Source organism: Acidisoma sp. (genome assembly GCF_035492295.1).
Lineage (GTDB): Bacteria > Pseudomonadota > Alphaproteobacteria > Acetobacterales > Acetobacteraceae > Acidisoma.
This window is the reverse complement of the sequence record NZ_DATJJK010000122.1, coordinates 1-23,149: the sequence shown is the minus strand read 5'-3', so window position 1 is coordinate 23,149 and position 23,149 is coordinate 1. Positions and strand designations below refer to the sequence as shown.

Sequence of the window (23,149 nt, the reverse complement as noted above, 5' to 3'; positions counted from 1 at the left end):
ATGTCGAAGATTCGCTCCTTCCACTGGCTGCTCGCACCCGCGGTTCTTTTCATCCTCGTCTTCGGGGCCATCCCGCTTCTTATTTCCCTCGTCTATTCCTTCATGACCGCCAACCCCTACGGCGGCGTGCAGTCTCCCTTCACCTTCGCCGCCTACGTCCAGATGCTGTTCGACCAGGATTTCGACGGCAGTCTGGTCTTCATGCCGGACTACTTCTGGATCGCCTTCCGCTCGATCTATCTGGCGGTCGCGACCACGGTGCTGAGCCTCGCCATCGGCTTTCCCGTCGCCTGGTACATCGTCTGCCAGTCGCCGACGAGGCGGAAGATCCTGCTCACGCTCGTTTCTCTTCCTTTCTGGATCAATACGCTGATCCGCACCTATTGCTGGATCCTGATTCTGCGTGACGAGGGACTGGTCAACAAGTTCCTCGGCTGGCTGGGTGCCATCTCGCATCCCCTGCCGCTGCTCTACAACCAGGGGTCGGTTCTTCTCGGCCTCGTCTATACCTTTCTGCCCTTCATGGTGCTGCCGATCTACGCGACGCTGGAGCGGCTCGATCCGCGCCTTATCGAAGCGGCGTACGACCTTTATGCGAACCGCGTGCAGCTCTTTCGCCGCGTCATCTGGCCGCTCACCAAGCCCGGCATCGCGGCCGGCACCGTCCTCGTCTTCGCCCCGGCCCTCGGCTCCTTCCTGCAGCCCGACCTGCTCGGCGGCGGCAAGCAGCTTCTCATCGGCAGTCTGATCGAAATGCAGTTCACGTCATCCCGCAACTGGCCCTTCGGCGCGGCCCTGTCGATGCTCGTGACCTTCGCCGTGGTCGCCTCCCTCATCTGGCAGAGCAAACGCAACAAAGCCCGGGCGGGAGCGCAGGCATGAGTGCGACCGCAAGCGTGAAGACCACGAACATGAAGACTGCGGCACGCCGCAAAATCCGTCCCTTCGATTGGCGGCACAATCCGGGTTTCGGCAGCTTCACCGCCTTCGTGATGCTGTTCCTCTATTTTCCGCTCGCGATCCTCGTCATCTATTCCTTCAATGCCAATCGCTTCGTGACTGTCTGGACCGGTTTCAGCCTGCACTGGTTCACGCGCGTCGCCCATAATGGCGACATTCGCCACGCGGCTTGGGTCAGCGTCATCGTGGGTGTGCTGGCGACGATCTGCTCCACGGTCATCGCCATGGCCGCCGCCCTCGGCTTCGAGCGTGGCGGACGCTTCAAGGGCGAATCGGCCGCCATGAGCCTGGTCATGATGCCGCTCGTGGTGCCCGAAATCGTGACCGCGATCACGACCCTCATCTTCTTCTCGTCGATCGGCTTCCATTACGGCGTGCTCAACCTCGTGCTCGCGCACACGGTTTTCTGCATTCCCTTCGCCATGCTGCCGATCCAGGCGCGGTTGAACACCATCGGCAACGTCTATGAAGACGCCGGGCGCGACCTCTACGCGAACGAATGGCTGATTTTCCGCCGCATCACCCTGCCGCTCATGGTGCCCGGCATCATGGCTGGCGCCATTCTCGCCTTCGTCACCTCGCTCGACGACTTCCTCATCAGCTTCATGGTGAGCAGCGCGGGCAGCACGACCCTTCCCGTCTATGTCTACGGCATGATGCGCCTGGGCGTGACGCCGGAGGTGAATGCGATTTCGGCCATCCTGCTGGTCATCTCCGCGGCGCTCGCTCTCGTCGCATTCGTGATCAGCCGTCCCAACGAGGCAGGCGCCGCCGCCCAGGCAACAAACCCGGCCCAGGCCCCTGCACCGGCCACGTCCTGAACTTCAAAAAACCGGAGGAGTTTCTTCATGAAAGCGAAACACGCCCTGACGGCGTTCGGCCTGGGGCTCGCGGCCCTTGGCGCGGCGCCGCTCGCCCAGCCCGCCCATGCGGCGGATGCCGGGGTGCTGCATATCTTCAACTGGACCGACTATACCGCGCCGGACCTCCTCAAGAAGTTCACCAAGGAAACCGGCATCAAGGTCACGCTCGATACCTATGATTCGAACGAGACCCTGCTCGCCAAGCTCAAGGCCGGCACCACCGGCTACGACCTCGTCGTCGTCTCCGACGACTTCGTGAAGATCTTCGAGCAGCAGAACCTGCTCGTGAAGGTCGACGCCGCGTCGATGCCGAACTTCCACAATCTGGAGCCGCGCTGGCAGAAGCGCGACTGGGATCCGACCGCCGAATACACGGTTCCCTGGCAGTGGGGCACGACCTCCTTCACCTATGACACCAAGGTCTATCCCGGACCGGTCGACAGCCTCGGCACGCTCTTCAAGCCGCCGGCGGTCTTCAAGGGTCAGGTTGGCATGTTCGGCTCGCCCAGCGAGGTCATTAACCTGGCTCTCCTTTATCTCGGCCATCCGCCCTGCGACACCGACCCGTCCGACCTGAAGGCGACGCTGGCGCTGCTCGAGGCGCAGAAGCCCTTCGTGAAGCTCTACAACTCGGACGGCATCATCGACCGCCTGACTTCGGGTGAAGTAACGATGAGCGAGCAGTGGTCGGGTGACGCGATGCGCGCGCGCGTGGCCAAGCCCACACTGAAGTATGTCTTCGCCAAGGAAGGCGGCATCGGCTGGATGGACAATCTCGCCATCCCCAAGGGCGCGCCGGACGTCGAGAACGCGAAGAAGTTCATCAACTTCATGATGGACCCCGAGAACGCCGCGATCGAAAGCAACTTCGCGGGCTACCAGAACGCCGTTTCAGGGTCGAACAAGTATCTGCAGCCGGCGATGGCCGCTTCGCCCGAGTTCAACCCGCCGTCGGACTACAAGATCGTCTTCTCGCCGGGCTGCGACGCCAAGGCGACCAAGGATTTCGACCGTATCTGGACCTTGATCCGGAAATAACCCAGAACTCCCCCGGGGCCATCTCCGGGGGAGTTTTTCATGGACGTCATCTTTTCGCCTGACCATGCGCTGCACGCGAGCCCGGGCGAACTCAATTCCGGCGAATTCGTTCCGGCATTCGAAAAGCCGGAGCGCGCCGACATCATCCTGCGCCGCGCGCAAGAGGTGGGCCTCGGCCCCGTTCGCGCTCCCCTCTCCTTCCCGCCTGATCACCTGACCCGTATCCACGATCCGCGCATGGTGGAACTGCTGCGAAACGGTGCCGCCGAATGGAAGGCAGCCGGCCGGAAAGGGGGCGCCTTTCCGTTCACGTTCTTCACCCGCGGCTTCCGCGCCGACCGCGTGCCCGAGACCCTGGAAGGCCGCCTCGCCTGGTTCTGCTTCGATGCCGGCACGCCGCTGACCGAGACCAGTTGGCAGGCGATCGAAAGCTCGGCCCATGTCGCACTCACCGGCGCGAAAGCGATTTCCGAAGGGGCGAGAAGCATGTTCGCCCTGTGCCGGCCACCCGGCCATCATGCCGGGTCTGACCATTACGGCGGCTATTGCTTCCTCAACAACGCCGCCATCGCCGCGCAGTATTTGCTGGACCAGGGTGCCAAGCGGGTCGCCATTCTCGATGTCGATTACCACCACGGCAACGGCACGCAGCAAATATTCTACCATCGAGACGACGTGCTGCTGGTCAATATCCACGCCACCCCGGACCAGGAATATCCTTACCTGCTGGGCTTCGCCGACGAGCCCGGCGCGGGGCCCGGCGAGGGCTACAACCTGAACCTGCCGCTGCCCTGGGGCACGGAATGGGCCGCGTGGTCGGCCGCCCTCGATGCCGGATGCCAGCGCATCGCCCAATACGCGCCGGATGTGCTGCTCGTCTCGCTCGGCGTCGATACCTACCGGAACGACCCGATCTCCCAGTTCAAGCTGGACCACGAGCACTTTACCCGCATGGGGGCGAGGATCGCGGCGCTTGGCCTGCCGACACTTTTCGTGATGGAGGGCGGCTATGCCGTCGCTGAAATCGGCGTCAACGCGGTCAATGTCCTGACCGGCTTCGATGGAGGCTGAGGCGACCTTGCCACATGGCAAGGTTTGGGTGCAGCTTGCGCCTCCGCCCGCAAGCTGGGCCTCACCGGAAGGATAGAGCGATGATGAAACGCATGATCATGGCGGCAGCGGCGCTGACCTGGATGGGACAGGGCGCGGCCTTCGCCCATGCCTATCCGCAGAAGGAGTCCCCGCCCAAGGGCGCGACCGTGACGACGGCGCCGACCGGTCTCTGGATCGAGTTCGACGACGAGTTGGAGCCGCATTTCACGGGCGTCACCGTCACGAACGCGCACGGTGCGCGCGTGGATGAGGGCCATGCCAAGGTTTCCGCCACCGATCCGCATCATCTGAGCGTCGGTCTCAAGCCGCTGGCTCCTGGGACATATACGGTCCACTGGCACGCGACGGATACCGACACGCACAAGACCCACGGCAGCTACAGCTTCACCGTGGCGAAGTAAGGCAGCGCCAGGCTGATGCCGCCCTTCGATCTCTCGGATAGCGGCGGCATCGGCCTCGTTCTGCTGCGGGGACTATCGGACCTCTGCTGCCTCGGTTTGTTCGGAACGGCAGTGCTGCGGCTATGGGTGGCGCCCGCGGGCCTCGCTTTCATGCCGCAGGCGATGGCGGCGGAGGCCCGCCGCAGGTTGCGGCGCGTGACCTGGGCGGCCGGCGGCGCGGCGCTCCTGTCCCTCGCCCTCTGGCTCGTCTTCACCGCGCGTTCACTTGCCGATGCGACGAGCCTCCATGACACGATCGCCGCCACCGGCATCGTGCTCCACGACACCAGCTTCGGCCATGTCGTAACAGCGCAATGCCTGGCCTTGCTGGTCGCGATCGTCTGCGCCTCTTCTTGGGGCATAGCGGCACAGGCCGGGCTTGTCGGCGCCTCCGCCCTCGTTGTGATGCTCCAGGCCTGTCACGGCCACGCCTTTGCCATGGGCAATGACGGGCTGCTCGCCATCGCCTGCCTGCATCTGCTGGCCGGCGGTGCCTGGCTCGGCGGACTTCCCGCCTTCCTAGGCCTCATCTCCCGTGCGCCGCCCGATGCGGCGGCGGCCCTGTGCCACCGTTTCTCGCCCATGGGCCAGGTTGCGGTGCTGCTGCTCGCCGTAAGCGCCCTGATCCAGGGTCTCGTCATGATCGAGACGCCGGCCAATCTGATCGGCACCGCCTATGGCTGGACGGCGCTGATCAAGGCAACGCTCTTCACCCTGTTGCTCACCGCCGCCAGCTTCAATCGTTTCGTGGCCACACCTCGGCTGCAGTCAGCCGAGCAGGCCGGGCACGGCCGCCGCCTGTTGCTGCGTGGCATTGCGGCAGAACTGGTCCTGGGGTTCCTGGTCATCCTCGCCGCCGGGTTGCTCGCCAGCCTGCCGCCCGTCATGAGAATGTAGATCGGTCGACATTGTTGAATTGATCAAGAAACCTCAGTTTTGTTGATTTCGCCTCCTTCTCCGGTTGCGTTGAACTGTTTGATGCGACTTCGAGACTTGATCTCCATTATTGTTTGTCAAAGTTCACCTGTTTGTGAGATCTTCCCCGACATGGGAGTGTTTCGCGGGCAGAAAGCTGCGAAAACCTTTTGATTCCCAGGAGTCTCTTGCCTGCTGCGCCCCTGACCGCGCATAGTCGATTTTCCATGCGCGGTAAGGCCGCCTCGCCCGACAGACCAATCCACCAAAAGTGAGTTCCGATGCAGACTGGCCTGACGCGCCCGCTGGTCAACCTGGAGGACCTCAACCAGGAGTTCCTCGGTGCCTCGATCCCCGAACTCTTCGAGCTTCTGCCGATCGGCGTGCAGATCGACGACGCTCAGCACCGCACGCTCTACATCAATGGACGCTTCACGGAGATGCTCGGCTATACGCTCGAAGACATCGCCGATCTCGATGACTGGTTCCGCTGTTGCTATCCGGATCCGGCTGAGCGGGAAATGGTTCGGCGGGACTGGTCCGAAAAGCTCGCGCATGCGGACGCAACGGGCAGCGAAATCCCGGTCATCGAACGCCGGCTGACCTGCAAGAACGGCGAGACGAAGGTGATCGAATTCCATATCCGCAAGATCGGCGACCACTACATCTATCTCAACACCGACGTTTCGGTGCGTGCACACCTCGTCGCCGAAATGCACCGCCTCGCCTTCACGGATTCCCTGACCGGCAAAGGCAATCGCCGCTCGTTCCTGGCGGAGGGTGAAGCCCTGCTCCGCGCGGGCCGGCACCCCCTGGCCGGTCTCATGCTCGACATCGACCACTTCAAGAGCCTCAACGACCGCTTCGGCCACAAGATCGGAGATGAGGCGCTGGTGGAGGTCGCGTCCCGCTGCCATGCGGAATTGCAGGACGGACAGCACCTGGCCCGGCTCGGCGGCGAGGAATTCGGCGTTCTGCTACCAGGCTGCGACCGCCCGGCCGCCGTGGCCATTGCCGAACGTTTGCGCCTTGCCGTTACCGAACGCCCGCTGGTCTTCGCGGAACTGGAACTGGCCGTGCCGATCGGCGTCTGCGTTGGCGGCGCCATGGCGGCGCGCGAGGAGCGCAGCATCGAGGGGGTCCTGTCACGGGCGGATCGCGCGCTCTACGAGGCGAAGCGCACCGGTCGCAACCGCGTCTGCTTCGCCGAAGGGTGACGGATTCTACGCCGCGAACCGCGACAGCGTAGAGAAGCCACCGACACTCCAGGACGTGAAGGCGCCCGGCACGCGCCTCCACCTGCCACCCTTGACAGGTTCGGCTCGCTTCCTGATACTTCACTACATGGCGAAGTTTCAGGGCTCGCAACTCGACCGGACATTCGCGGCGCTCGTTGACCCGACGCGGCGGGCCATCCTGGGTCGTCTTGAGCAGGAGGGCAGCCTGTCGATCGGCGAGCTGGCGCGCCCCTTCGCGATCAAGCTTCCGGCGGTGATGAAGCACCTTGATGTACTGGACAGCGCGGGGCTTATCGCGCGGTCGAAAAGTGGGCGCACCGTCGCAGTGCGTCTCGCGCCTGAGCCCATGGAAGAGGCCATGAAATGGCTTCGCCGTTATGAGCGGTTCTGGTCGGCACGCCTCGACCGGCTCGCAGCCTATGCCGAGGCAGAGGATGCCAAGGCCAGCGCGATACAGACGCAGGAGGACACGCCATGACGAGCCTGACCCTGGTGCGCCGCATCGCGGCCCGCCCCTCGATCGTCTTCGATGCCTTGACGACGCCGGACGGCATCGCCGGCTGGTGGGGCCCCGACGACGGACCGGTGCTTGCTGCGGAAACCGATGTCCGGGTGGGCGGGCACTTCCGCGTGCGGTTCCGCATGCTCGACGGGCGCGAGCATGAAAGCACGGGCGAGTATACCGAAGTCGCCAAGCCAACCCGTCTGGCCATGACCTGGCGCTGGACGGAGGGAGGCGAAGCGCAGGAGGCGGGCGAAGAGTCCCGTGTCGAAATCGATCTCCGACCGATCGATACAGGGACTGAGCTGACCTTCACACATTCCCGCCTGCAGACTGAAGTATCGCGGGACAGTCACAAGAAGGGCTGGATCGGCGCGCTCGACAAACTGGAGCGGCAGTTTGCCAACGATGGACCACAACGGGCGCTGATGTAGTCGGCCGTTTGTATTTCAACAGGACATGACTGCCCGCTTCGTAACAGCAATCGGGAGAGTGATGTGCTTCCAACGATCACCACCTTCGGCTGGGTACCGGAATTCGCCCGCGGCTTTGTCCGCGATATGCGGCCGCGCTGGGCCTTCGAAGAAGTCGGCCAGCCCTATGCAGTCAATCTGATCAGCGATTCAAAATGCCCGGAACACCGCCGCTTGCAGCCCTTCGGCCAGGTACCAACCTACCAGGACGATGAGGTTGCAATCTTCGAATCCGGAGCAATCGTCCTGCGCATCGCCGAATGCGCCGGCAAGCTTATTCCTGAAGACCCCGCCGGGCGGGTACGCGCGCTGCAATGGGTGGCAGCGGCACTGAATTCCGTCGAGCCTTACGTGATGGCACTCGCCACCAACGACATCTTCGAAGCGGATCGCGAATGGTCCAAGGCGCGCCACGTCAAGGTCGTCAGCGACCTGAAGACACGGCTCGGCGACCTCGAGGCGGCACTCGGCGAGAAGTTTTGGCTGGATGGCGATGCCTTCACGGTCGGCGACCTGATGATGATCTCGGTGCTGGGTGGGCTACGCGGCACCGGCCTGCTGAACGACTTCCCGCGTCTTGCCGCCTATGTCGCGCGCGGGCAAAGCAGGCCGGCGCACCGGAAGGCCATGAACGATCACATGGCAACTTTCGACGCGAAGGCACCTGCCTGATCCTGCCTGCTCAAATAAAAAAGGGAAGGAAACCACAATGTATTTTCAGGGATTCGTGATTCCGGTGAAGACCGGCAACAAACCGGCCTATCTCGACGGAACGAAGAGGGTGTCGGCGATCTTCGCCGAATACGGCGCCCTGCGTACCGTCGCATGCTGGGGCGAGGACGTGATGGATGGCAAGGTCACCGACTTTAAGAAAGCCGTTCAGGCAAAGGACGATGAGACGGTCGTATTGTCCTGGGTCTGGTGGCGAGACAAGGCAGCCTGCGAGGCAGGAACTGCGAAGATGATGGCGGAGGACCGCATGAAGCCGGACGGTGCGCTGCCATTCGACGGAAAGCGAATGATCTACGGTGGCTTTGAGGTAAGCCTCGACACGAAGGGAGGCGGCCGCCTTGGCTATGTTGACAGTGTGGTCGCCAGTGTTCCGAACGGCAATCGTCAGGGCTTCGTTGATCATGCCACGAAGGCCGCCGGGCTGTTTCAGGAAAAAGGTGCCCTGCGCATTGTCGAAGGCTGGGGCGCCGATGTCCCCGACGGAAAGGTCACGGATTTCAAGCGCGCGGTACAGGCGAAGGATGGTGAGACGGTTATCTTCGGCTGGATCGAATGGCCCGATAAACCAACCCGCGACTCAGGCATGGGCGCGCTGATGCAGGACCCGCGGATGCGCGAGATGCCGCCGGCCTGGAATGGTCCTTTGGCAATTTTCGGTGGCTTCACGCCGATTTTTGACACGGCTAACGCGTAGCGCAGAGGGGGCTCCGAGGTGACACAGAAGAGAATGGCGACCTGCTTGTGGTTTGACCATGGCAAGGCGCACGAAGCGGCCGAATTCTACGCAGCAATCTTTCCTGACAGCCATGTTGGTACCCGCTACGCGGCACCATCAGATTATCCAGCGGGCAAGCAGGGTGACGAACTAACCGTTGAGTTTACCGTGCTGGGCATGCCGTTCCTTGGCCTGAACGGCGGCCCGACGTTCAAGTTCAACGAGGCCGTCAGTTTCCAGGTCTACACCGACACTCAGGAAGAGACGGATCGTTACTGGAACGCGATTGTTGGAAATGGTGGCCAGGAGTCGCAATGTGGCTGGTGCAAGGACAAGTTCGGCTTGTCCTGGCAGATCACGCCACGCGCGCTGATGAGCGCCATGGCTGATCCTGACAGGAAAGCGGCGAAGCGCGCGATGGAAGCCATGATGCGTATGACGAAGATCGACATTGCCGCGATCGAACGCGCGCGGTCCGGCGCGCCAGCCTCATGACCCTGCAGCTCTTTGGCCACCCGTTTTCGTCCTACACCATGAAAGCGCTGATTGCGCTGTACGAGAACGAGACGCCGTTCGACTTCCGGATACTTGATCCGGATCGACCGGAGAACATCGCGGAGTTGGCGCGGCGGTGGCCGATGCGCCGATTCCCGTTGCTTGTCGATGGCGGGACTACGGTGTTTGAGACCACTGCGATCATCGAACACCTTGCCGCGTTTCATGCCGGCCCGGTGGCGCTGATCCCGGCTGACGCGAAAGCCGCGGTGCCCGTTCGGATGCTTGATCGGGTATTCGACAACCATGTGATGAACCCCGTGCAGACGATCGTGTTCAATGCGTGCCGCCCAGAGGACGCGCGGGACCCCTACGGTGCCTCACAGGCCCGGGTCGCACTTGATACCATCTACGCTTGGCTCGACCAGGCTTTGGCGGGGCGCCGGTGGGCGGCCGGCGATGCGTTCACACTGGCCGATGCGGCGGCGGCTCCTGCCTTGTTCTACGCAGACTGGGTGCAGCCGATCAGCGAGGATTTTACCGTTCTGAAGGCCTATCGAGCCCGCTTGCTGGCACGACCCTCCTTTGCCCGCTGCGTCGACGACGCCCGCCCCTATCGACCGTTCTTCCCACTCGGCGCCCCAGATCAGGATTGAGATCAATCATGACCAGCGACAGCCTTGAACTCTCGGTAACCCGCGTGATCGATGCACCCGTGGAGACCGTCTGGAAGATCGCCACCCAACGCTTGGCAGAATGGTGGTGCCCGAAGCCCTGGACGGTGGAGATCATCGAGCAGGACTGGCGCGCCGGCGGGCGCTCGGTCGTGGTGATGCGCGGGCCGAACGGCGAGGAGATGCCGCATGAAGGCGTGTTCCTCGAAGTGTCGCCCGGCAAGCGTTTCGTCTTCACCGACGCCTTTGCCGCGGGCTGGCATCCGCGGAGCGCGTTTATGGTGGGTATCATGGAGTTCGCCGACGAGGGCGGGAAGACCCGCTACACCGGCAGCGCACGGCACTGGACCAGGGAAGCCTACGACCAGCACAAGGCGATGGGCTTCGAGCAGGGCTGGGCCGCGGTCGCTGAGCAGCTTGCGGCCTTGGCGGAAGCCGAGCACAGGGCACCGGGAGACTGAATTACCGCCGCTCGCGGAAGAAATCCCGCAGCAACGCCGCGCATTCCGTCTCCCGCACGCCCCCCACCACCTCTGGCGCGTGGTGGCAGGAGGAGGCGGCAAAGATGCGGGCGCCATGGTCCACCCCGCCGCCCTTCGGATCATAGGCACCGAAGACAAGCCTCTTGATCCGGAAGGCGCTGATCGCCGCCGCGCACATCGGGCAGGGTTCCAGCGTCACCACCAGCGTGCAATCGGGCAGGCGCGGCGACGCCCTGAGCCGCGCGGCTTCGCGAAGGACCAAAAGCTCGGCATGGGCCGAGGCATCGTGATCGGCCTCCGCCTGGTTGCCGGCGAGCGCCAGCACCGCCCCACTTTCGTCCAGCAGGACGGCACCCACCGGCACCTCGCCACGGGCCGCCGCGGCGCGCGCCTGGGCCAAGGCCAGATCCATGGGGGTTTGGGGCGAGGTCATGCGGCTTCTTGTCTCCTGGCAATCGTTCCGTCCAGTGGACCGGAGGGGCGATCTCATGCCATCAGCAGCCTATGGCAAGAAGACCCGACAAACCGACCCCGAGCACCATCCAGCGGCCTCTGAGCCACGCGATCATGGATCTCCACCGCGCCCTCATCCAGGCGGAGGCGCAGGCGACCGGCCTCGGCGGCAATCCGTATAAGCTGCTGACGGCGGTGATGCAGGACCCCCGCTTCGCCTGGCTGCGCAGTTTCAGCGACCTCATCGTCGCGATGGACGAGGCGGGCGACCGCGCCGAGCTGCCGGACCGCGCCGCCCTCGCCCCCTATCTTGAGACGCTGCGCGACCTCATCGGCCCCCGGCATGAAGCTGGGATGCGTATCGCCGAACTGGTGCCGACGCATTCCGAGGTCTCCGTCGCCTTCCGCAAGATCGCGCTGCTGCTGGAAGAGTTCGGCGCGTGAGCCGCCCGCTCATCGGCATAACGCTCGACAGTGAGGAGCCGGGCGGCTGGTCCCGCTACCCCTGGTATGCCATCCGCCAGAACTACGCTTCCGCCGTGGCCGAAGCCGGAGGCCTGCCTGTCGCCCTGCCGCATGATCCGGCGCTCGCCGAGGACTGGCTGGACCGGATCGCCGGCCTTGTCGTGACCGGGGGCGCCTTCGACATCGACCCGTCGATGTATGGCGACAGCGCGATGCACGAGACGGTGTCGCTCAAAGCCGGGCGCACGGCGGCCGAGCTTGCCTTGCTGCGCGGCGCACTGGTGCGCGACCTGCCGGTGCTGGGCATCTGCGGCGGCGAGCAACTGATGGCAGTCGCCCTCGGTGGCACGCTGGTCCAGCACATTCCGGAAAGCTTTCCCGCGGCCCTCGCCCATGAGCAGAAGACCCGGCACGACGAGCCGGGCCATCCTGTCTCCGTCACCCCCGGCAGCCTCCTCGCCCGCATCACCGGGGCGGCCGAGATGATGGTCAACACCTCTCACCACCAGGCCGTGCGGACGGCCGGCACCGGCGTGGCGGTGAATGCCGTGGCCCCCGACGGGGTGATCGAGGGCATCGAGGATCCACGCTATCGTTTCTGCCTTGGCGTGCAGTGGCACCCGGAATTCCATACCGATCCGGGTGATGCCCGGATCTTCGACGCTTTCGTGAAAGCCTGCCGATGACCGAGGAAGACAGCAACGGGGAAGACAGCGGCGGCCGCGGCGAGCGCATCGCCAAATGGGCGGCGCGCGCGGGTGTCGCCTCCCGCCGGGATATCGAGCGCATGATCGAGGAGGGCCGCGTCAAGCTCAACGGCCAGGTCCTGCAGCACCCGGCGAGTTTCGTGACCGATGGCGACATCGTGCAGGTGGACGGAAAGGTCATCGAAAACGCCGCCCGCACGCGCCTTCTGCGCTACCACAAGCCGGCCGGGCTGGTGACGACGCATAAGGACCCCGAAGGCCGCCCGACCGTCTTCGAGAAACTGCCCCCGGGCCTGCCACGGCTGATCTCCATCGGCCGGCTCGATCTCAACAGCGAGGGCCTGCTGCTCCTGACCAATGACGGCGAACTTGCTCGCCGGCTGGAACGGCCGGAGACCGGCTGGGTGCGGCGCTACCGCGTGCGTGTGAACGGCTTTGTCGACGAGAAGGCGCTCGCCGCCCTGGCCAAAGGCGTCACCGTCGAAGGCGAGCGCTATGGGCCGATCGAGGCCGGTCTCGACAGCCGCAAGGGCGACAATGCCTGGATCTCCGTCAGCCTGCGCGAGGGCCGCAACCGTGAGGTCCGCCGCGTCATGGCGCATCTCGGCCTGCAAACCTCGCGCCTCATCCGCGTCGCCTACGGCCCCTTCCAGCTCGGCGTGCTGCCGAAAGGTGCGGCAGAAGAGGTCCCGATGAAAATCCTGCGCGAGCAGCTGCCCAAGGTCGAGCCGAAACACCGCGCGCCGAAACCGTGAGGATCATCGCCGGGCGTTGGCGCGGCCGGACGCTCGCGGCGCCGGCCGGCGCCGACACCCGCCCGACCGCCGACCGCGCGCGCCAGGCGCTGTTCGACATGCTGATGCACAGCCCCTGGGCCGAAGGGGCCGTGCGCGACGCCCAGGTGCTGGATGTCTTCGCCGGCACCGGGGCAATGGGTCTCGAGGCGCTCTCCCGCGGTGCCGCGCGCGCGACCTTTATCGAGAACGGGCGGCCAGCTTTGGCCGCACTGCGCGCCAATATCGCCGCCTGCCGCGCCGAGAGCCTGGCGGAGGTGATCGCGGCGGACGCCCGCACACCGCCGCGCGGAAAACCCTGCGGGGTGATTTTTCTCGACCCGCCCTATGGACGCGCGCTGGTGCCCATGGCGCTGACGGCGCTCGGTGCTACGGGCTGGATTGCGCCCGGGGCGCTGATCGTGGCCGAGGTTGGTTCCGACGAGCCGCGGCCGGTGGACAGCCCGCTGCTCGCGGAAAGGGAATTCGGCGCCGCGAAGTTCTGCGTCTGGCGGGCGGAGAGCCTCTGAAGCCCGGTGGCGGGCAGCAGAGAGGGCGCGTTCGCAGAAGCCGGCCTCGCCCCTGAATGGTAGAGAGGCACCAGCGCCCCCCTCGCCATCCGCCAGGATGCAGCTAAGCTTCACCCCGCTTGAATTCAGGGGACACACCATGCGCGCCATTCGCTTCCACAAACCCCTTGACCTCCGGCTGGAGGAGATCGCGCCGCCCGGCGCACCTGGGCCTGGCGAGGTGCTGCTACGTGTGAAGGCGGCCGGCATCTGTGGCTCGGACTTGCACAATTACCGCACCGGCAGGTGGGTGGCGCAGCTGCCGGTGACGCCCGGCCATGAGCTCGCCGGCGAGGTTCTGTCGGTCGGGCCTGGCGTGTCCGGCTTTGCCCCGGGCGATCTGGCCGTGGCAGACAGCCGAGTGCCCTGCGGCACCTGCCCAGCCTGTGCCGAGGGCCGGTTCAACCACTGCTCAAAACTCGGCTTCGTTGGAGAAGTCTGCGACGGCGGTTTCGCGGAACAGGTGATCCTTCCTGCGTCCGGCCTGTTGAAAGCGCCGCCCGGCCTGGCACCCGAGATCGCGGCGATGAGCGAACCGCTGGCGGTCGCGCTCCACGCCCTGCGCCGGCTCGCCCCCGTGCATAGCCAGCCGGTCTTGGTGGCGGGCGGCGGCACCATCGGCGGGCTGACGGCGCTGCTGCTCGCCGAACACGGTTTCGGCCCTATCCTGCTCGCCGAGCGCAATGCTGCCCGCGCCGCGTTGCTTGCCGACGTCGTCGGCACGCAGACGGTCCCGCTCGACCCGGCAGCAATCGCAGCTGCCTGCGGCGGTCAGGCCCCACGCTTCTGCCTGGATGCCACAGGCTCGCTCGATGTGCTGCGTGTCCTGCTGAAGACCACAGCCCATGGCGGACGCATCGCCCTCGTCGGCATTTTCCACGGCGAAGGCACGCTCGACCCCAATCTGATCGTTGAGCGCGCGCTCGATATCAGGGGTTGCAGCGTCTTTGGTGGCGAACAGACGGAGGCTCTTTCCCTGCTGCCGCGCCTCGCCGCGCAACTGACAGCGCTTGTCGAGGACCCGATCGGGCTGGAAGCGGTGCCCGGCGCCTATGAGCGCCTGGTGCGGGGCGAGAGCGACAAGCTCAAGACGCTTGTTCGGCCCTGACCCTCGCGGCATTGCCGCTCCTCGGGTCTTGTAAGGTTTGTGCCAAGTTGGATCGGCAAAGCAGGGCCGATTAACCGAGAAGAGTCCCGATGCAGACACACCCGCAAACGTCAACCGGCGCGCCCGAACGCTTTCCCTGGTCGAAAGTGCCTCTGATCACTGCCTATTTCTGGGTAATCAAGCTGCTCACCACCGCCATGGGCGAAGCAGCCTCCGATGCCATGATGCACCGCATGGCGCCCATCGCCGCCGTTGCGCTGGGCGCGGTCGGACTGGTTCTGGCCCTGGTCCTGCAACTCCGCGCGGATCGCTACGTCGCCTGGGCCTATTGGCTTCTGGTCGCCATGGTCAGCGTCTTCGGCACCATGGCCGCCGACGCCGTTCACAAGATCGGGCTGTCCCACCTCACCGCCACGGCGCTTTACGGCGTGGCGCTCTGTCTCGTCCTGCTGCTTTGGTATTGGCGTGAGGGATCGCTCGACATGCACGGCATCCGCAGCCCGCGCCGCGAATATTTCTACTGGGCCACCGTCTTCATCAGCTTCGCCTTCGGCACCGCCGCCGGAGACATGACCGCCGGCACCCTGCATCTTGGCAACCTCGATTCGGGCTTCCTCTTTGCCGCCCTCTTTGTCGCGCCCGCCCTCGGCTTTCGCTTTCTGGGCTTGAACGAGATTTTCGCTTTCTGGTTCGCCTATGTGATGACCCGCCCGCTCGGTGCCTCCTTCGCCGATTGGGTCGCCAAGCCGCATGCCAAGGGCGGCCTCGATGCCGGCACCCTGCCTGTGGCGCTTTTGCTCACGCTGCTGATCATGGTCTTCGTCGCCTATCTCACCGTCACCCGTCGCGACGTTGAGGAGGCGCCGCCGCTTGGCGACGAGGAGCCGGTTTCGCCCTGAGTCTCCGGGCGCCGAGGCTCAGTCGAAGTCAGTCGGTAGCGTCCGGTCCCGCCAATGCGCGAACATGCGCGCGATCTGGCGGGGCAGGATGCGGCCCAGGGAGAGATCCTGCGGGATCTCGCCTTCCGCGAAAAAGCGCACTTCCGATGTTTCGAGGCTTGTCTGCGCCTGCCCTCCGGTCATTTCGCAGAGGAAGAAGTGCTTGACGATGGAATAGAGGCTGGGCGGCTGGTGGCCCTGGGCCGCATGGTCCCAGATCGCGGCGAGCTTCACCGCACGGGTACGGAAACCCGTCTCCTCGAAAACCTCCCGCACCGCGCTTTCGGCGGGCGTCTGGCTGACATCCGCCCAGCCGCCGGGCAGCGTCCAGCGGTTGTGGTCCATGACCTCGCGCACCATGAGGATGCGGCCCGCGCTGTCGAATACCGCGCCGCGTACGTCGATCTTGGGCGTGGCGTAGCCCGCTTGCGCCGCGAAGAGCGCCGCGAAGCCTTCCGCTGCACCATCCGTGCGGGCCGCGAGCATGCGCGCCGCCAGCTGGGTTAGCGCCTCATAGCGTTCCCGGTCATAGGGGTCCTTCGTGAAGGCGAGACCGGTCTGCGCCGTGGCCTGGATTTCCCGCGCCCAAAGCAGCCAGTCTGGCTCGCTCATTCCGCCGGCGCCGGCGCGCCGTGCGCGGCGAGCGCCGCCTCATGCTGACGGGCATAGCGCTTGGCGAGTACCGCGCAGACCATGAGCTGCATCTGATGGAAGATGATGAGGGGGAGGACGATGAGCCCGACCGTAGAAGCACCGAACAGAACATTCGCCATCGGCACGCCGGTCGCGGCACTCTTCTTGGAGCCGCAGAAGACGATGGCGATCTCCTCCGCCTTGCCGAAGCCGAGCAGCCGGCTGCCGAAGGTCGTGATGACGAGGACGACGGCGAGCAGAACGGCGTTTGCGACGATGATTTCCGCGAAGCCGGACAGGGGCAGCTTGTGCCAGAGCCCGTCGATTACCGCGCCGCTGAAAGCCGTGTAGACCACGAGAATGATTGAGCCGCGGTCCGTGAACTTCAGGATGTGCTTGTTGCGGTTGGCCCAGCCGCCGATCCAGGGCCGCAGCAGCTGGCCAAGCACGAAGGGCAGCAGCAGTTCGAGGAAGATCGAGCCGATGCTTTCCAGCCCGCCGCCGCCGCCATGGGTGCGGAGCAGAAGACTTGCCATGATCGGTGTCACGATCACCCCGAGCAGGGTCGAAAAGGTCGCCGAGCAGATGGCCGCCGGGACATTGCCGTGGGCGATGGAGGTGAAGGCGATGGAGGACTGCACGGTGGAGGGCAGCAGGCAGATATAGAGCAGGCCGATCAGCGTCGCGTGGCTGATGGCATGCGGGAAGAGCGCCTCGAAACCGAAGCCCAGGACCGGGAAGAGCACAAAGGTCGAGGCCAGGATGGTCAGATGCAGCCGCCAATGGCCGATGCCGGCGATGATGGCCTCGCGCGAGAGGCGCGCGCCCTGCATGAAGAACATGATCGCGATGGCGATGGTGGTCAGCCAATGGAAGATCGTGGCACCTTCCCCGTAGCACGGCAGGAAGGAGGCGAAGGCGACGGTCGCCACGATCGCCAAAGTGAAGCCGTCGGGGAGTAAGTCGAGAACCTTGCGCATGGTTCAACCTAATCTCCGATCGGCATGCCGGGGAAGATCCGGAATTGGCCGGGCGTGGACGGTCTGTCATGCAAGAGCGGGATGTAGCCCTTCTTGGGTTGCCTGCTAGCCACGTAGCCGTTATCGTTGCAAAAACAAAAGATTAGAAGGTGTAACTTGGTGATGCAGCGGCGTTCCCTTCTTTCCGCCACCCTTCTCGCGGCGCCCGTGGCACTCTGGGCCGGGCCGGGTTTTGCGGCCGCGCCGCCCGCCGGGGCCACGCCCATCGCCCCCTGGCCGCACCGGATCACGGCGAACGGCAACGTGATCACGATCTATGAACCGCAGGCGATTGCCTGGCCGGACCGCAAGACCTTGCGCGCCCGTGCCGCGATTGAAATCCAGCCCGCCGGCGGCAAGACGCCGATCCTCGGCACCATCGAGTTTTCCGGCGCCACGACGGTCGACACCATGACGGATATTGTCACCTTTTCGCAGCCGACCCTGATCAGTTCCAGCTTTCCCTCGCTCGACACCAGCCAGGCCTACGGGCTGCAAACCCGCATCACCGCCTTCCTGGCGAAAATGCCGCCGAAAATCATTCCCCTCAACACGGTGCTCCTCAGCCTTGGCGAGAAGCCGCCGCCGGCCGTGCCCGTGAACAACGATCCGCCGCAGATCTTCTACAGCGCCGGTCCCGCGAGCCTGGTTGTGTTCGACGGCGAGCCGACCTTGGCGCCGATCGGCCAGACCGGCCTGACCTATGCCGTGAACACCAATTGGGACGTGCTTCAGGATCCGTCCCAGGGGGGCGCCTGGTATCTGTTGAACAATGGCAGTTGGCTGGTGGCGCAAAGCTACACCGGCCCCTGGCAGCCCGCCGGCGCCCTGCCCGCTGCCTTCAGCCAGATCCCCGATGACGCGAATTTCGCGACCTTGCGCAAATCCGTGCCGGGCAAGCCCTTCAGTGGCACGCCGCCCACCATCTTCGTCTCGACCAAGCCAGCCGAGATCATCGTGACCGCTGGCCAGCCGCAGTTCAAACCAGTGCCGCAGACCTCCCTGCAGGCCGTGACGAATACCGGCGCGGTGCTGTTCCGCTATACGCCGACCAGCACCTTCTATTACCTCGTCTCCGGCCGCTGGTTCTCAGCCAAAAGCCTGTACGGGCCCTGGACCTTCGCGACGCCCAACCTGCCTCCCGATTTTTCCCGCCTGGAGCCGGACGGCGAATACGGCAACCTTCTGGCCTCCGTCCCCGGCACGGCGCCGGCCCAGGCCGCGGTGCTGAAGGCGCAAATCCCGACCCAGGCGACCCTGTCTCGCAGCACGGCCAAGGTTACTGTCACCTATGCCGGGGCACCGAAATTCGCGCCGATCCCGGGTACGACGCTGCAATACGCAACCAATACCGCCTATCAGGTGATCCTGGCTGCCGGGAAATATTACTGCTGCTATCAGGGCGCATGGTTCGTGGCAGCCTCGCCCAGCGGGCCCTGGGCGCTTGCGACGGCCGTGCCACAGGTGATCTACACCATCCCGCCCTCCAGCCCGGTCTACAACGTAACCTATGTGCAGGTGTACGGCTCGACGCCGACCGCCGTTACCTACGGCTATACCGCCGGCTATATGATGGGTTTCGTGACCGCCGGGATTCTTGCCTTCGGCACAGGCTATTACTACCCGCCCTACGTCGCCTATGGCCGGGTGCCAGTGTACTACCCCTATCCGTACACCTACGCCGGCAATGTCCATTACAACACCGCGACCGGCGCCTGGGCCAATACCGGCACTGTTTATGGCGCCTATGGCCGCACCGCGACGGCGGGCTACGGCTACAATCCATCAACAGGAACCTATGCGCGGGGTGCGGCCGTCTATGGTCCCTATGGCGGGGCGGCAGCCGGGTCCCGCTACAATCCATCGACCGGCGCCTACGCCCATGGCAGCGCGGTCTGGGGCAATGGCAGTGCCTCCGCCCACGGCTATGGCTACAACCCCTCGACCGGCCGCGCCGGCAGCACAACGCAGAACGCCAATGCCTATGGGCGCTGGGGCTCCAGCACGGTCAGCGGGCCGAACGGCACGGTGAACACGGCGAGTGCGAGCAATGCGCGCGGCTCCGCCGGCGCCTTCAACGCCAGCAACGGCGCGCAAGGGGCGGCCGTCCATGGCGCGGGCGGCAACAATGCGGCGGCAGTGAAGACCTCCAGCGGGAACGTCTATGCCGGGGCGGATGGCAATGCCTACAAGCACACCAGTTCCGGCTGGTCGAAATGGGACAACGGCTCCTGGCAGCAGGCGCAAAGGCCGACCAGCCAGAGCGTGCAGGCGAACCACCCAAACTACACCCAGCCGTCCGGCGGCTATCAGCGCCCGGCGAGCAGCCAGAACTGGAGCCAGCTCAACCGCGATCAGACCGCCCGGCAGTACGGCGGCTACAATCGTGGCGCCTATGGCGGTGGTGGCGCGATGCGCCGGCGTTGGTAATAAGGGGACATGACGCGCCCTGCCCCGCCTGAGCTTCTCACACCCCGCCTCCGCCTGCGGCTACCGAGAGTGGCGGATTTCGAAACCAGCCGTATCCTATGGCAAGACCCGCAGGTGACGCGCTTTATCGGCGGTCGGCCCCAGACGGGCGAAGAGGTCTGGGGCCGGCTGTTGCGCTATATCGGCCACTGGCAGGCGCTTGGTTTCGGCTATTGGGTTGTCGAGACAATCGACGATCGCCACTTCGTCGGCGAGGTCGGCCTGGCGGATTACCGTCGGGAAACCGAGCCGAGCTTCGCTGGCACACCCGAAGCGGGCTGGGTGCTGAGCCCGGACCAGCACGGCCATGGCTATGCGACCGAAGCGGCAGCGGCCGCCCTCGCCTGGCGGGACGCGAACCTGCCGGGCCGCGAGACGGTTGCCATCATCGAACCCGCGCATGCTGTCTCTCTGCGTATTGCGCAAAAGCTGGGCTTCCGGTCAGAGGGGACCGTGCAATATCGGGGTGAGCCGATCACGCTGCTCCACCGCTGGAGCGCGTGAAACTTCCTCCGACCCAGATTAAGAGGCGCCGATGTCCGTTCTGCCCGTGAATTCCCTCGATACGCCCCGCTTCTGCGGCATCCCGACCTTCATGCGGCTGCCACAGGCGACGAGCCTCGAGGGGTTGGACGCCGCAATCCTGGGCATACCGTCCGATTCCGGCGCGCCCTTCCGTACTGGCGCACGGATGGCGCCGCATGCTGTGCGCCAGATGTCGATCATGCTGCGGCCGATTAACCCTTACCGCGACAACATCAACGTTTTCGAAAAGCTGCGCGTCGCCGATGCCGGGGATTGCTCCGTCATCCCCGGTTACGAGATCGAATCCCTCGCCCGCATCGAGGAATCGGTGGCCGCGCTGGTCCAGGCCGGGCTGGTGCCCTGCGGCATCGGCGGCGACCATTCGGTGACCCTCGCGGAACTGCGTGCCGTCGCCGCGAAACACGGCTCCCTGGCTCTGATCCAGTTCGATTCCCACAGCGACACCTGGGACAAGTATTTCGGCGGCCAGCGCTACAGCGCCGGCACGCCCTTCCGGCGCGGCGTCGAGGAAAACATCATCGACCCGCACCACTCGATCCAGATCGGCCTGCGCGGCTCCCTGTTCCGGGAGAGCGACATCAGCCAGTCCCTCGACCTCGGCTACGAGGTGGTGACAACGGACGACATGTACGAGATGGGCTTCGCCAAACTCGCCGCCCGCATCGCCGAGCGCACGGCGGGCCGGCCCGCCTTCGTCACCTTCGACATGGATTTCATCGACCCGGCCTATGCGCCCGGCGTGCAGACGCCGGAATGCGGTGGCCCGAGTGCGCGCGAGACGCTGCAATTGCTACGGATGATGCGCGACATCAACCTCGTCGGTTGTGATGTCGTGGAAGTGAACCCGATGTATGACGGGTCCGGCCAGATCACCGCCCTGCTCGCGGCGACGGTCATGGCCGAACTTCTTGCCCTGCTCGCGACCCGGGCCTGAGGTTGTGATGGGCCTGGTGCTGGCTTCGCCCTGAGGATGGACCTTCGGGCCGATGACCGCAGGCCTTAACAGCCCGGCGTCTCCGGCAACAAATCGCCGCTGGTCAGCACGGTAGGTCCATAACAGCTCTAGGGCGTCTCGACCTTAGGCCGACCATCGTGCGGGCCCAGCGGCCGGTCGGGAGGCTCTACCCAGCGTTCCGGGATAGCCGCCTCATAGGTCGGGTTGAGCGGATAGCGTATCCGGTTCTCGTGGGTCGGCTCACCAATCACGAGCAGTCGGACTTCAACCGGCGTGTTGTTCATAATTGTGTGCGAGATTCCCGTTCCGGGCGGGAAACTTACCGCGTCACCGGGACGCAAGCGAACAAGGTGGCCGTCGATCCAGGCATCGGGAGTGCCTTCCAGAACGAACACGAACTCTTCCAGGGCGCTCTCGGCATGGGGATATGACGTTCGACGGCCGGGAGGGACACGTTCGTGGTGAATCGCGATCCGTTTCAGCCCGAGCTTTCTGCCCAGAGGCGCATTGATCGAGAACAGCTCGTCGTCGCCTGGGTAGTGAGAGTCGTCAGGCCCTTCCAGCTCTGACCAGTGCCGGACGAAGTCTGGTCGGTCCATGGATGTTCTCCGCTGGTGCGGCTCGCCCCGAGCCCCACTCCTGATTGTGAAAGTCCATCGCAACAGACATCAAAGACGTATATTGGGGCCTCGCGGCCGTCAAACGGCGGAAGGCTGAGCAAGGCCTCGCGCTCCTGCCTCGGCATCGGCGTCGAGCGATCCGTCGGCCGGGCAACCCGCTTCCGCCGCCGGATGGGCAACGACGAACGCCTGTCTGATACCGTCCTTGGCCTCCCTCCTGGCGCGTCTGTCTGCATCATGCTCGCCAACGCCGCCACGATCCGAAGGTCCGTAACAGCCTCTACGGCTGGCCACCGCCCCCCGCGGCGCCGTAGACTTGGCCGGTCGCGTAGCTCGCATCCGAGGCCGCGAGTTGCACATAGATCGAGGCGAGTTCCGCCGGCTGGCCCGCGCGGCCAAGAGGCGTCGCGCTGCCAAAGTTTTCGATCTTTTCCTGCGTCGCGCCGCCCGAAACCTGCAGCGGCGTCCAGATCGGCCCCGGCGCCACGCCGTTGACCCGGATACCTTTCGGCCCCAATTGTTTCGCCAGCGATTTTACGAAATTCATCGTCGCAGCCTTGGTCTGCGCATAGTCATAGAGGTTGGCTGACGGATCATAGGCCTGTTCCGAGGTCGTCGCGATGATCGTGGAGCCCGCCGGCATATGCGGCAGTGCCGCCTTGATGAGCCAGAAGGGCGCATAGAGATTGGTCTTCATCGTCGCGTCAAAATCCGCGTCCGTTATGTCCAGGATCGACTCCCGCGCCTGCTGCCGCCCGGCGTTGCTGACGAGAATATCCAGCCCACCGAGCGCCCTGACCGTCTCGGCCACGATGCGGCGGCAGACAGTCACGTCCATCAGATCGCCCGGAAGGGCGACGGCGCGACGGCCGACCGCCTCGATCAGCGCCACGACCTCGCGCGCATCCTCCTCCTCGGCCGGATGGTAATTGATCGCGACATCCGCGCCCTCCCGCGCATAGGCGATGGCAGCGGCACGCCCCATGCCGGAATCGCCGCCTGTGATCAGCGCGCGGCGCCCGCGCAACCGACCGGACCCCGTGTAGCTGTGCTCGCCATGGTCGGGCCGGGGGTCCATGCGGGAGGCGAGGCCCGGCCAGGGCTGAGACTGCCGTGGGAAGGGCGGGGTCGGATATTTGTCCACCGGATTCTCCATTGTGAAACCGGCATCCGTGGTCCGTGTATCGCTCATTGTCATCTCCGCTGTCTCCTTCGCAACGGCAGGTGATGCATCGTCCGGTCCCCTGCAACCGG

28 protein-coding genes are annotated in these 23,149 nt (G+C 65.0%); 23 read left to right on the top strand and 5 right to left on the bottom strand.

The window, feature by feature from the left end:
* The 14 genes from VL752_RS08750 (at window position 1) to VL752_RS08685 (ending at window position 10,619) form a co-directional block, all read left to right on the top strand.
* The gene (locus tag VL752_RS08750) at window positions 1-882 is read left to right on the top strand and encodes an ABC transporter permease (protein ID WP_325354214.1); all 882 of its coding nucleotides are present in this window, start codon (window positions 1-3) and stop codon (window positions 880-882) included.
* On the top strand, window positions 879-1,781 hold the full coding sequence (locus VL752_RS08745) for an ABC transporter permease (protein WP_325354212.1): 903 nt from the start codon (window positions 879-881) through the stop codon (window positions 1,779-1,781). Before VL752_RS08750 ends, VL752_RS08745 begins: the two co-directional genes overlap by 4 nt.
* Window positions 1,782-1,808: 27 nt before the next feature.
* Window positions 1,809-2,861 (top strand): extracellular solute-binding protein, encoded by a 1,053-nt coding sequence (locus VL752_RS08740; protein ID WP_325354210.1) that lies wholly within the window; start codon window positions 1,809-1,811, stop codon window positions 2,859-2,861.
* A 39-nt stretch (window positions 2,862-2,900) separates the two neighbouring features.
* Entirely contained in the window at window positions 2,901-3,932 is a 1,032-nt protein-coding gene (locus VL752_RS08735; RefSeq protein WP_325354208.1) for a histone deacetylase family protein, read from the top strand.
* Between the two features lie 80 nt (window positions 3,933-4,012).
* Window positions 4,013-4,375, top strand: a complete 363-nt coding sequence (locus VL752_RS08730; protein ID WP_325354206.1) for a copper resistance CopC family protein — start codon at window positions 4,013-4,015, stop codon at window positions 4,373-4,375.
* A 15-nt stretch (window positions 4,376-4,390) separates the two neighbouring features.
* Complete coding sequence (locus tag VL752_RS08725) at window positions 4,391-5,311, top strand: copper resistance D family protein (RefSeq protein ID WP_325354204.1); 921 nt, start codon at window positions 4,391-4,393, stop codon at window positions 5,309-5,311.
* Window positions 5,312-5,610: 299 nt separating this feature from the next.
* Window positions 5,611-6,546 (top strand): sensor domain-containing diguanylate cyclase, encoded by a 936-nt coding sequence (locus tag VL752_RS08720; RefSeq protein WP_325354202.1) that lies wholly within the window; start codon window positions 5,611-5,613, stop codon window positions 6,544-6,546.
* 127 nt (window positions 6,547-6,673) lie between these two features.
* Complete coding sequence (locus VL752_RS08715; RefSeq protein ID WP_325354200.1) at window positions 6,674-7,045, top strand: ArsR/SmtB family transcription factor; 372 nt, start codon at window positions 6,674-6,676, stop codon at window positions 7,043-7,045.
* The gene (locus VL752_RS08710) at window positions 7,042-7,503 is read left to right on the top strand and encodes an SRPBCC family protein (RefSeq protein ID WP_325354198.1); all 462 of its coding nucleotides are present in this window, start codon (window positions 7,042-7,044) and stop codon (window positions 7,501-7,503) included. Before VL752_RS08715 ends, VL752_RS08710 begins: the two co-directional genes overlap by 4 nt.
* 63 nt (window positions 7,504-7,566) lie before the next feature.
* Window positions 7,567-8,214: a glutathione S-transferase family protein gene (locus tag VL752_RS08705; protein WP_325354196.1), complete on the top strand. Its 648-nt coding sequence runs from the start codon at window positions 7,567-7,569 to the stop codon at window positions 8,212-8,214.
* A 37-nt stretch (window positions 8,215-8,251) separates the two neighbouring features.
* A complete protein-coding gene (locus tag VL752_RS08700; RefSeq protein WP_325354194.1) occupies window positions 8,252-8,968 on the top strand; it encodes a DUF1428 domain-containing protein in 717 nt (238 codons plus the stop codon).
* A 33-nt stretch (window positions 8,969-9,001) separates the two neighbouring features.
* Window positions 9,002-9,484 carry a VOC family protein gene (locus VL752_RS08695; protein WP_325354192.1) on the top strand — a complete coding sequence of 161 codons (483 nt, stop codon included), beginning with the start codon at window positions 9,002-9,004 and terminating at the stop codon, window positions 9,482-9,484.
* The gene (locus VL752_RS08690; protein ID WP_325354190.1) at window positions 9,481-10,140 is read left to right on the top strand and encodes a glutathione S-transferase family protein; all 660 of its coding nucleotides are present in this window, start codon (window positions 9,481-9,483) and stop codon (window positions 10,138-10,140) included. The genes VL752_RS08695 and VL752_RS08690 overlap by 4 nt, the downstream gene beginning before the upstream one ends.
* A gap of 8 nt (window positions 10,141-10,148) precedes the next feature.
* Complete coding sequence (locus VL752_RS08685; RefSeq protein WP_325354188.1) at window positions 10,149-10,619, top strand: SRPBCC domain-containing protein; 471 nt, start codon at window positions 10,149-10,151, stop codon at window positions 10,617-10,619.
* Between the two features lies 1 nt (window position 10,620).
* Here VL752_RS08685 and VL752_RS08680 read toward each other — a convergent pair whose 3' ends face one another.
* Window positions 10,621-11,073, bottom strand: a complete 453-nt coding sequence (locus VL752_RS08680) for a nucleoside deaminase (protein ID WP_325354186.1) — start codon at window positions 11,071-11,073, stop codon at window positions 10,621-10,623.
* 134 nt (window positions 11,074-11,207) lie between these two features.
* Between VL752_RS08680 and VL752_RS08675 the strand changes: the two genes are divergently transcribed.
* The 6 genes from VL752_RS08675 to VL752_RS08650 all read left to right on the top strand — a co-directional run bounded on the left by VL752_RS08675 (window position 11,208) and on the right by VL752_RS08650 (window position 15,614).
* Entirely contained in the window at window positions 11,208-11,537 is a 330-nt protein-coding gene (locus VL752_RS08675; RefSeq protein WP_325354184.1) for a hypothetical protein, read from the top strand.
* Window positions 11,534-12,244, top strand: coding sequence for a gamma-glutamyl-gamma-aminobutyrate hydrolase family protein (locus VL752_RS08670; RefSeq protein WP_325354182.1), 711 nt, complete (start codon window positions 11,534-11,536; stop codon window positions 12,242-12,244). Before VL752_RS08675 ends, VL752_RS08670 begins: the two co-directional genes overlap by 4 nt.
* Window positions 12,241-13,020 carry a pseudouridine synthase gene (locus VL752_RS08665; protein WP_325354180.1) on the top strand — a complete coding sequence of 260 codons (780 nt, stop codon included), beginning with the start codon at window positions 12,241-12,243 and terminating at the stop codon, window positions 13,018-13,020. Before VL752_RS08670 ends, VL752_RS08665 begins: the two co-directional genes overlap by 4 nt.
* Window positions 13,017-13,568 (top strand): 16S rRNA (guanine(966)-N(2))-methyltransferase RsmD, encoded by a 552-nt coding sequence (gene rsmD, locus VL752_RS08660; RefSeq protein WP_325354178.1) that lies wholly within the window; start codon window positions 13,017-13,019, stop codon window positions 13,566-13,568. Before VL752_RS08665 ends, rsmD begins: the two co-directional genes overlap by 4 nt.
* Before the next feature lie 139 nt (window positions 13,569-13,707).
* Window positions 13,708-14,715 carry a zinc-dependent alcohol dehydrogenase gene (locus VL752_RS08655; RefSeq protein ID WP_325354176.1) on the top strand — a complete coding sequence of 336 codons (1,008 nt, stop codon included), beginning with the start codon at window positions 13,708-13,710 and terminating at the stop codon, window positions 14,713-14,715.
* 89 nt (window positions 14,716-14,804) lie between these two features.
* Window positions 14,805-15,614: a hypothetical protein gene (locus VL752_RS08650; RefSeq protein ID WP_325354173.1), complete on the top strand. Its 810-nt coding sequence runs from the start codon at window positions 14,805-14,807 to the stop codon at window positions 15,612-15,614.
* An 18-nt stretch (window positions 15,615-15,632) separates the two neighbouring features.
* Here VL752_RS08650 and VL752_RS08645 read toward each other — a convergent pair whose 3' ends face one another.
* Together VL752_RS08645 and VL752_RS08640 are read right to left on the bottom strand one after the other, a co-directional pair.
* Window positions 15,633-16,265 carry an NUDIX hydrolase gene (locus tag VL752_RS08645; protein WP_325354171.1) on the bottom strand — a complete coding sequence of 211 codons (633 nt, stop codon included), beginning with the start codon at window positions 16,263-16,265 and terminating at the stop codon, window positions 15,633-15,635.
* Window positions 16,262-17,266: a bile acid:sodium symporter family protein gene (locus tag VL752_RS08640; RefSeq protein WP_325354170.1), complete on the bottom strand. Its 1,005-nt coding sequence runs from the start codon at window positions 17,264-17,266 to the stop codon at window positions 16,262-16,264. The genes VL752_RS08645 and VL752_RS08640 overlap by 4 nt, the downstream gene beginning before the upstream one ends.
* A 162-nt stretch (window positions 17,267-17,428) precedes the next feature.
* On the opposite strand from VL752_RS08640, the gene VL752_RS08635 reads away from it, so the two are divergent.
* From VL752_RS08635 to speB, 3 genes are read left to right on the top strand one after another with little or no spacing between them, the layout of a single operon-like run.
* A complete protein-coding gene (locus tag VL752_RS08635) occupies window positions 17,429-19,735 on the top strand; it encodes a hypothetical protein (protein ID WP_325354168.1) in 2,307 nt (768 codons plus the stop codon).
* Between the two features lie 9 nt (window positions 19,736-19,744).
* Window positions 19,745-20,278, top strand: a complete 534-nt coding sequence (locus VL752_RS08630; protein ID WP_325354166.1) for a GNAT family N-acetyltransferase — start codon at window positions 19,745-19,747, stop codon at window positions 20,276-20,278.
* A 31-nt stretch (window positions 20,279-20,309) separates the two neighbouring features.
* Window positions 20,310-21,254, top strand: coding sequence for an agmatinase (speB, locus tag VL752_RS08625; RefSeq protein WP_325354164.1), 945 nt, complete (start codon window positions 20,310-20,312; stop codon window positions 21,252-21,254).
* Between the two features lie 128 nt (window positions 21,255-21,382).
* Here speB and VL752_RS08620 read toward each other — a convergent pair whose 3' ends face one another.
* Window positions 21,383-21,874 (bottom strand): cupin domain-containing protein, encoded by a 492-nt coding sequence (locus VL752_RS08620; protein WP_325354162.1) that lies wholly within the window; start codon window positions 21,872-21,874, stop codon window positions 21,383-21,385.
* 301 nt (window positions 21,875-22,175) lie between these two features.
* Complete coding sequence (locus tag VL752_RS08615; RefSeq protein ID WP_325354160.1) at window positions 22,176-23,087, bottom strand: SDR family oxidoreductase; 912 nt, start codon at window positions 23,085-23,087, stop codon at window positions 22,176-22,178.
* Between the last annotated feature and the right edge of the window lie 62 nt (window positions 23,088-23,149).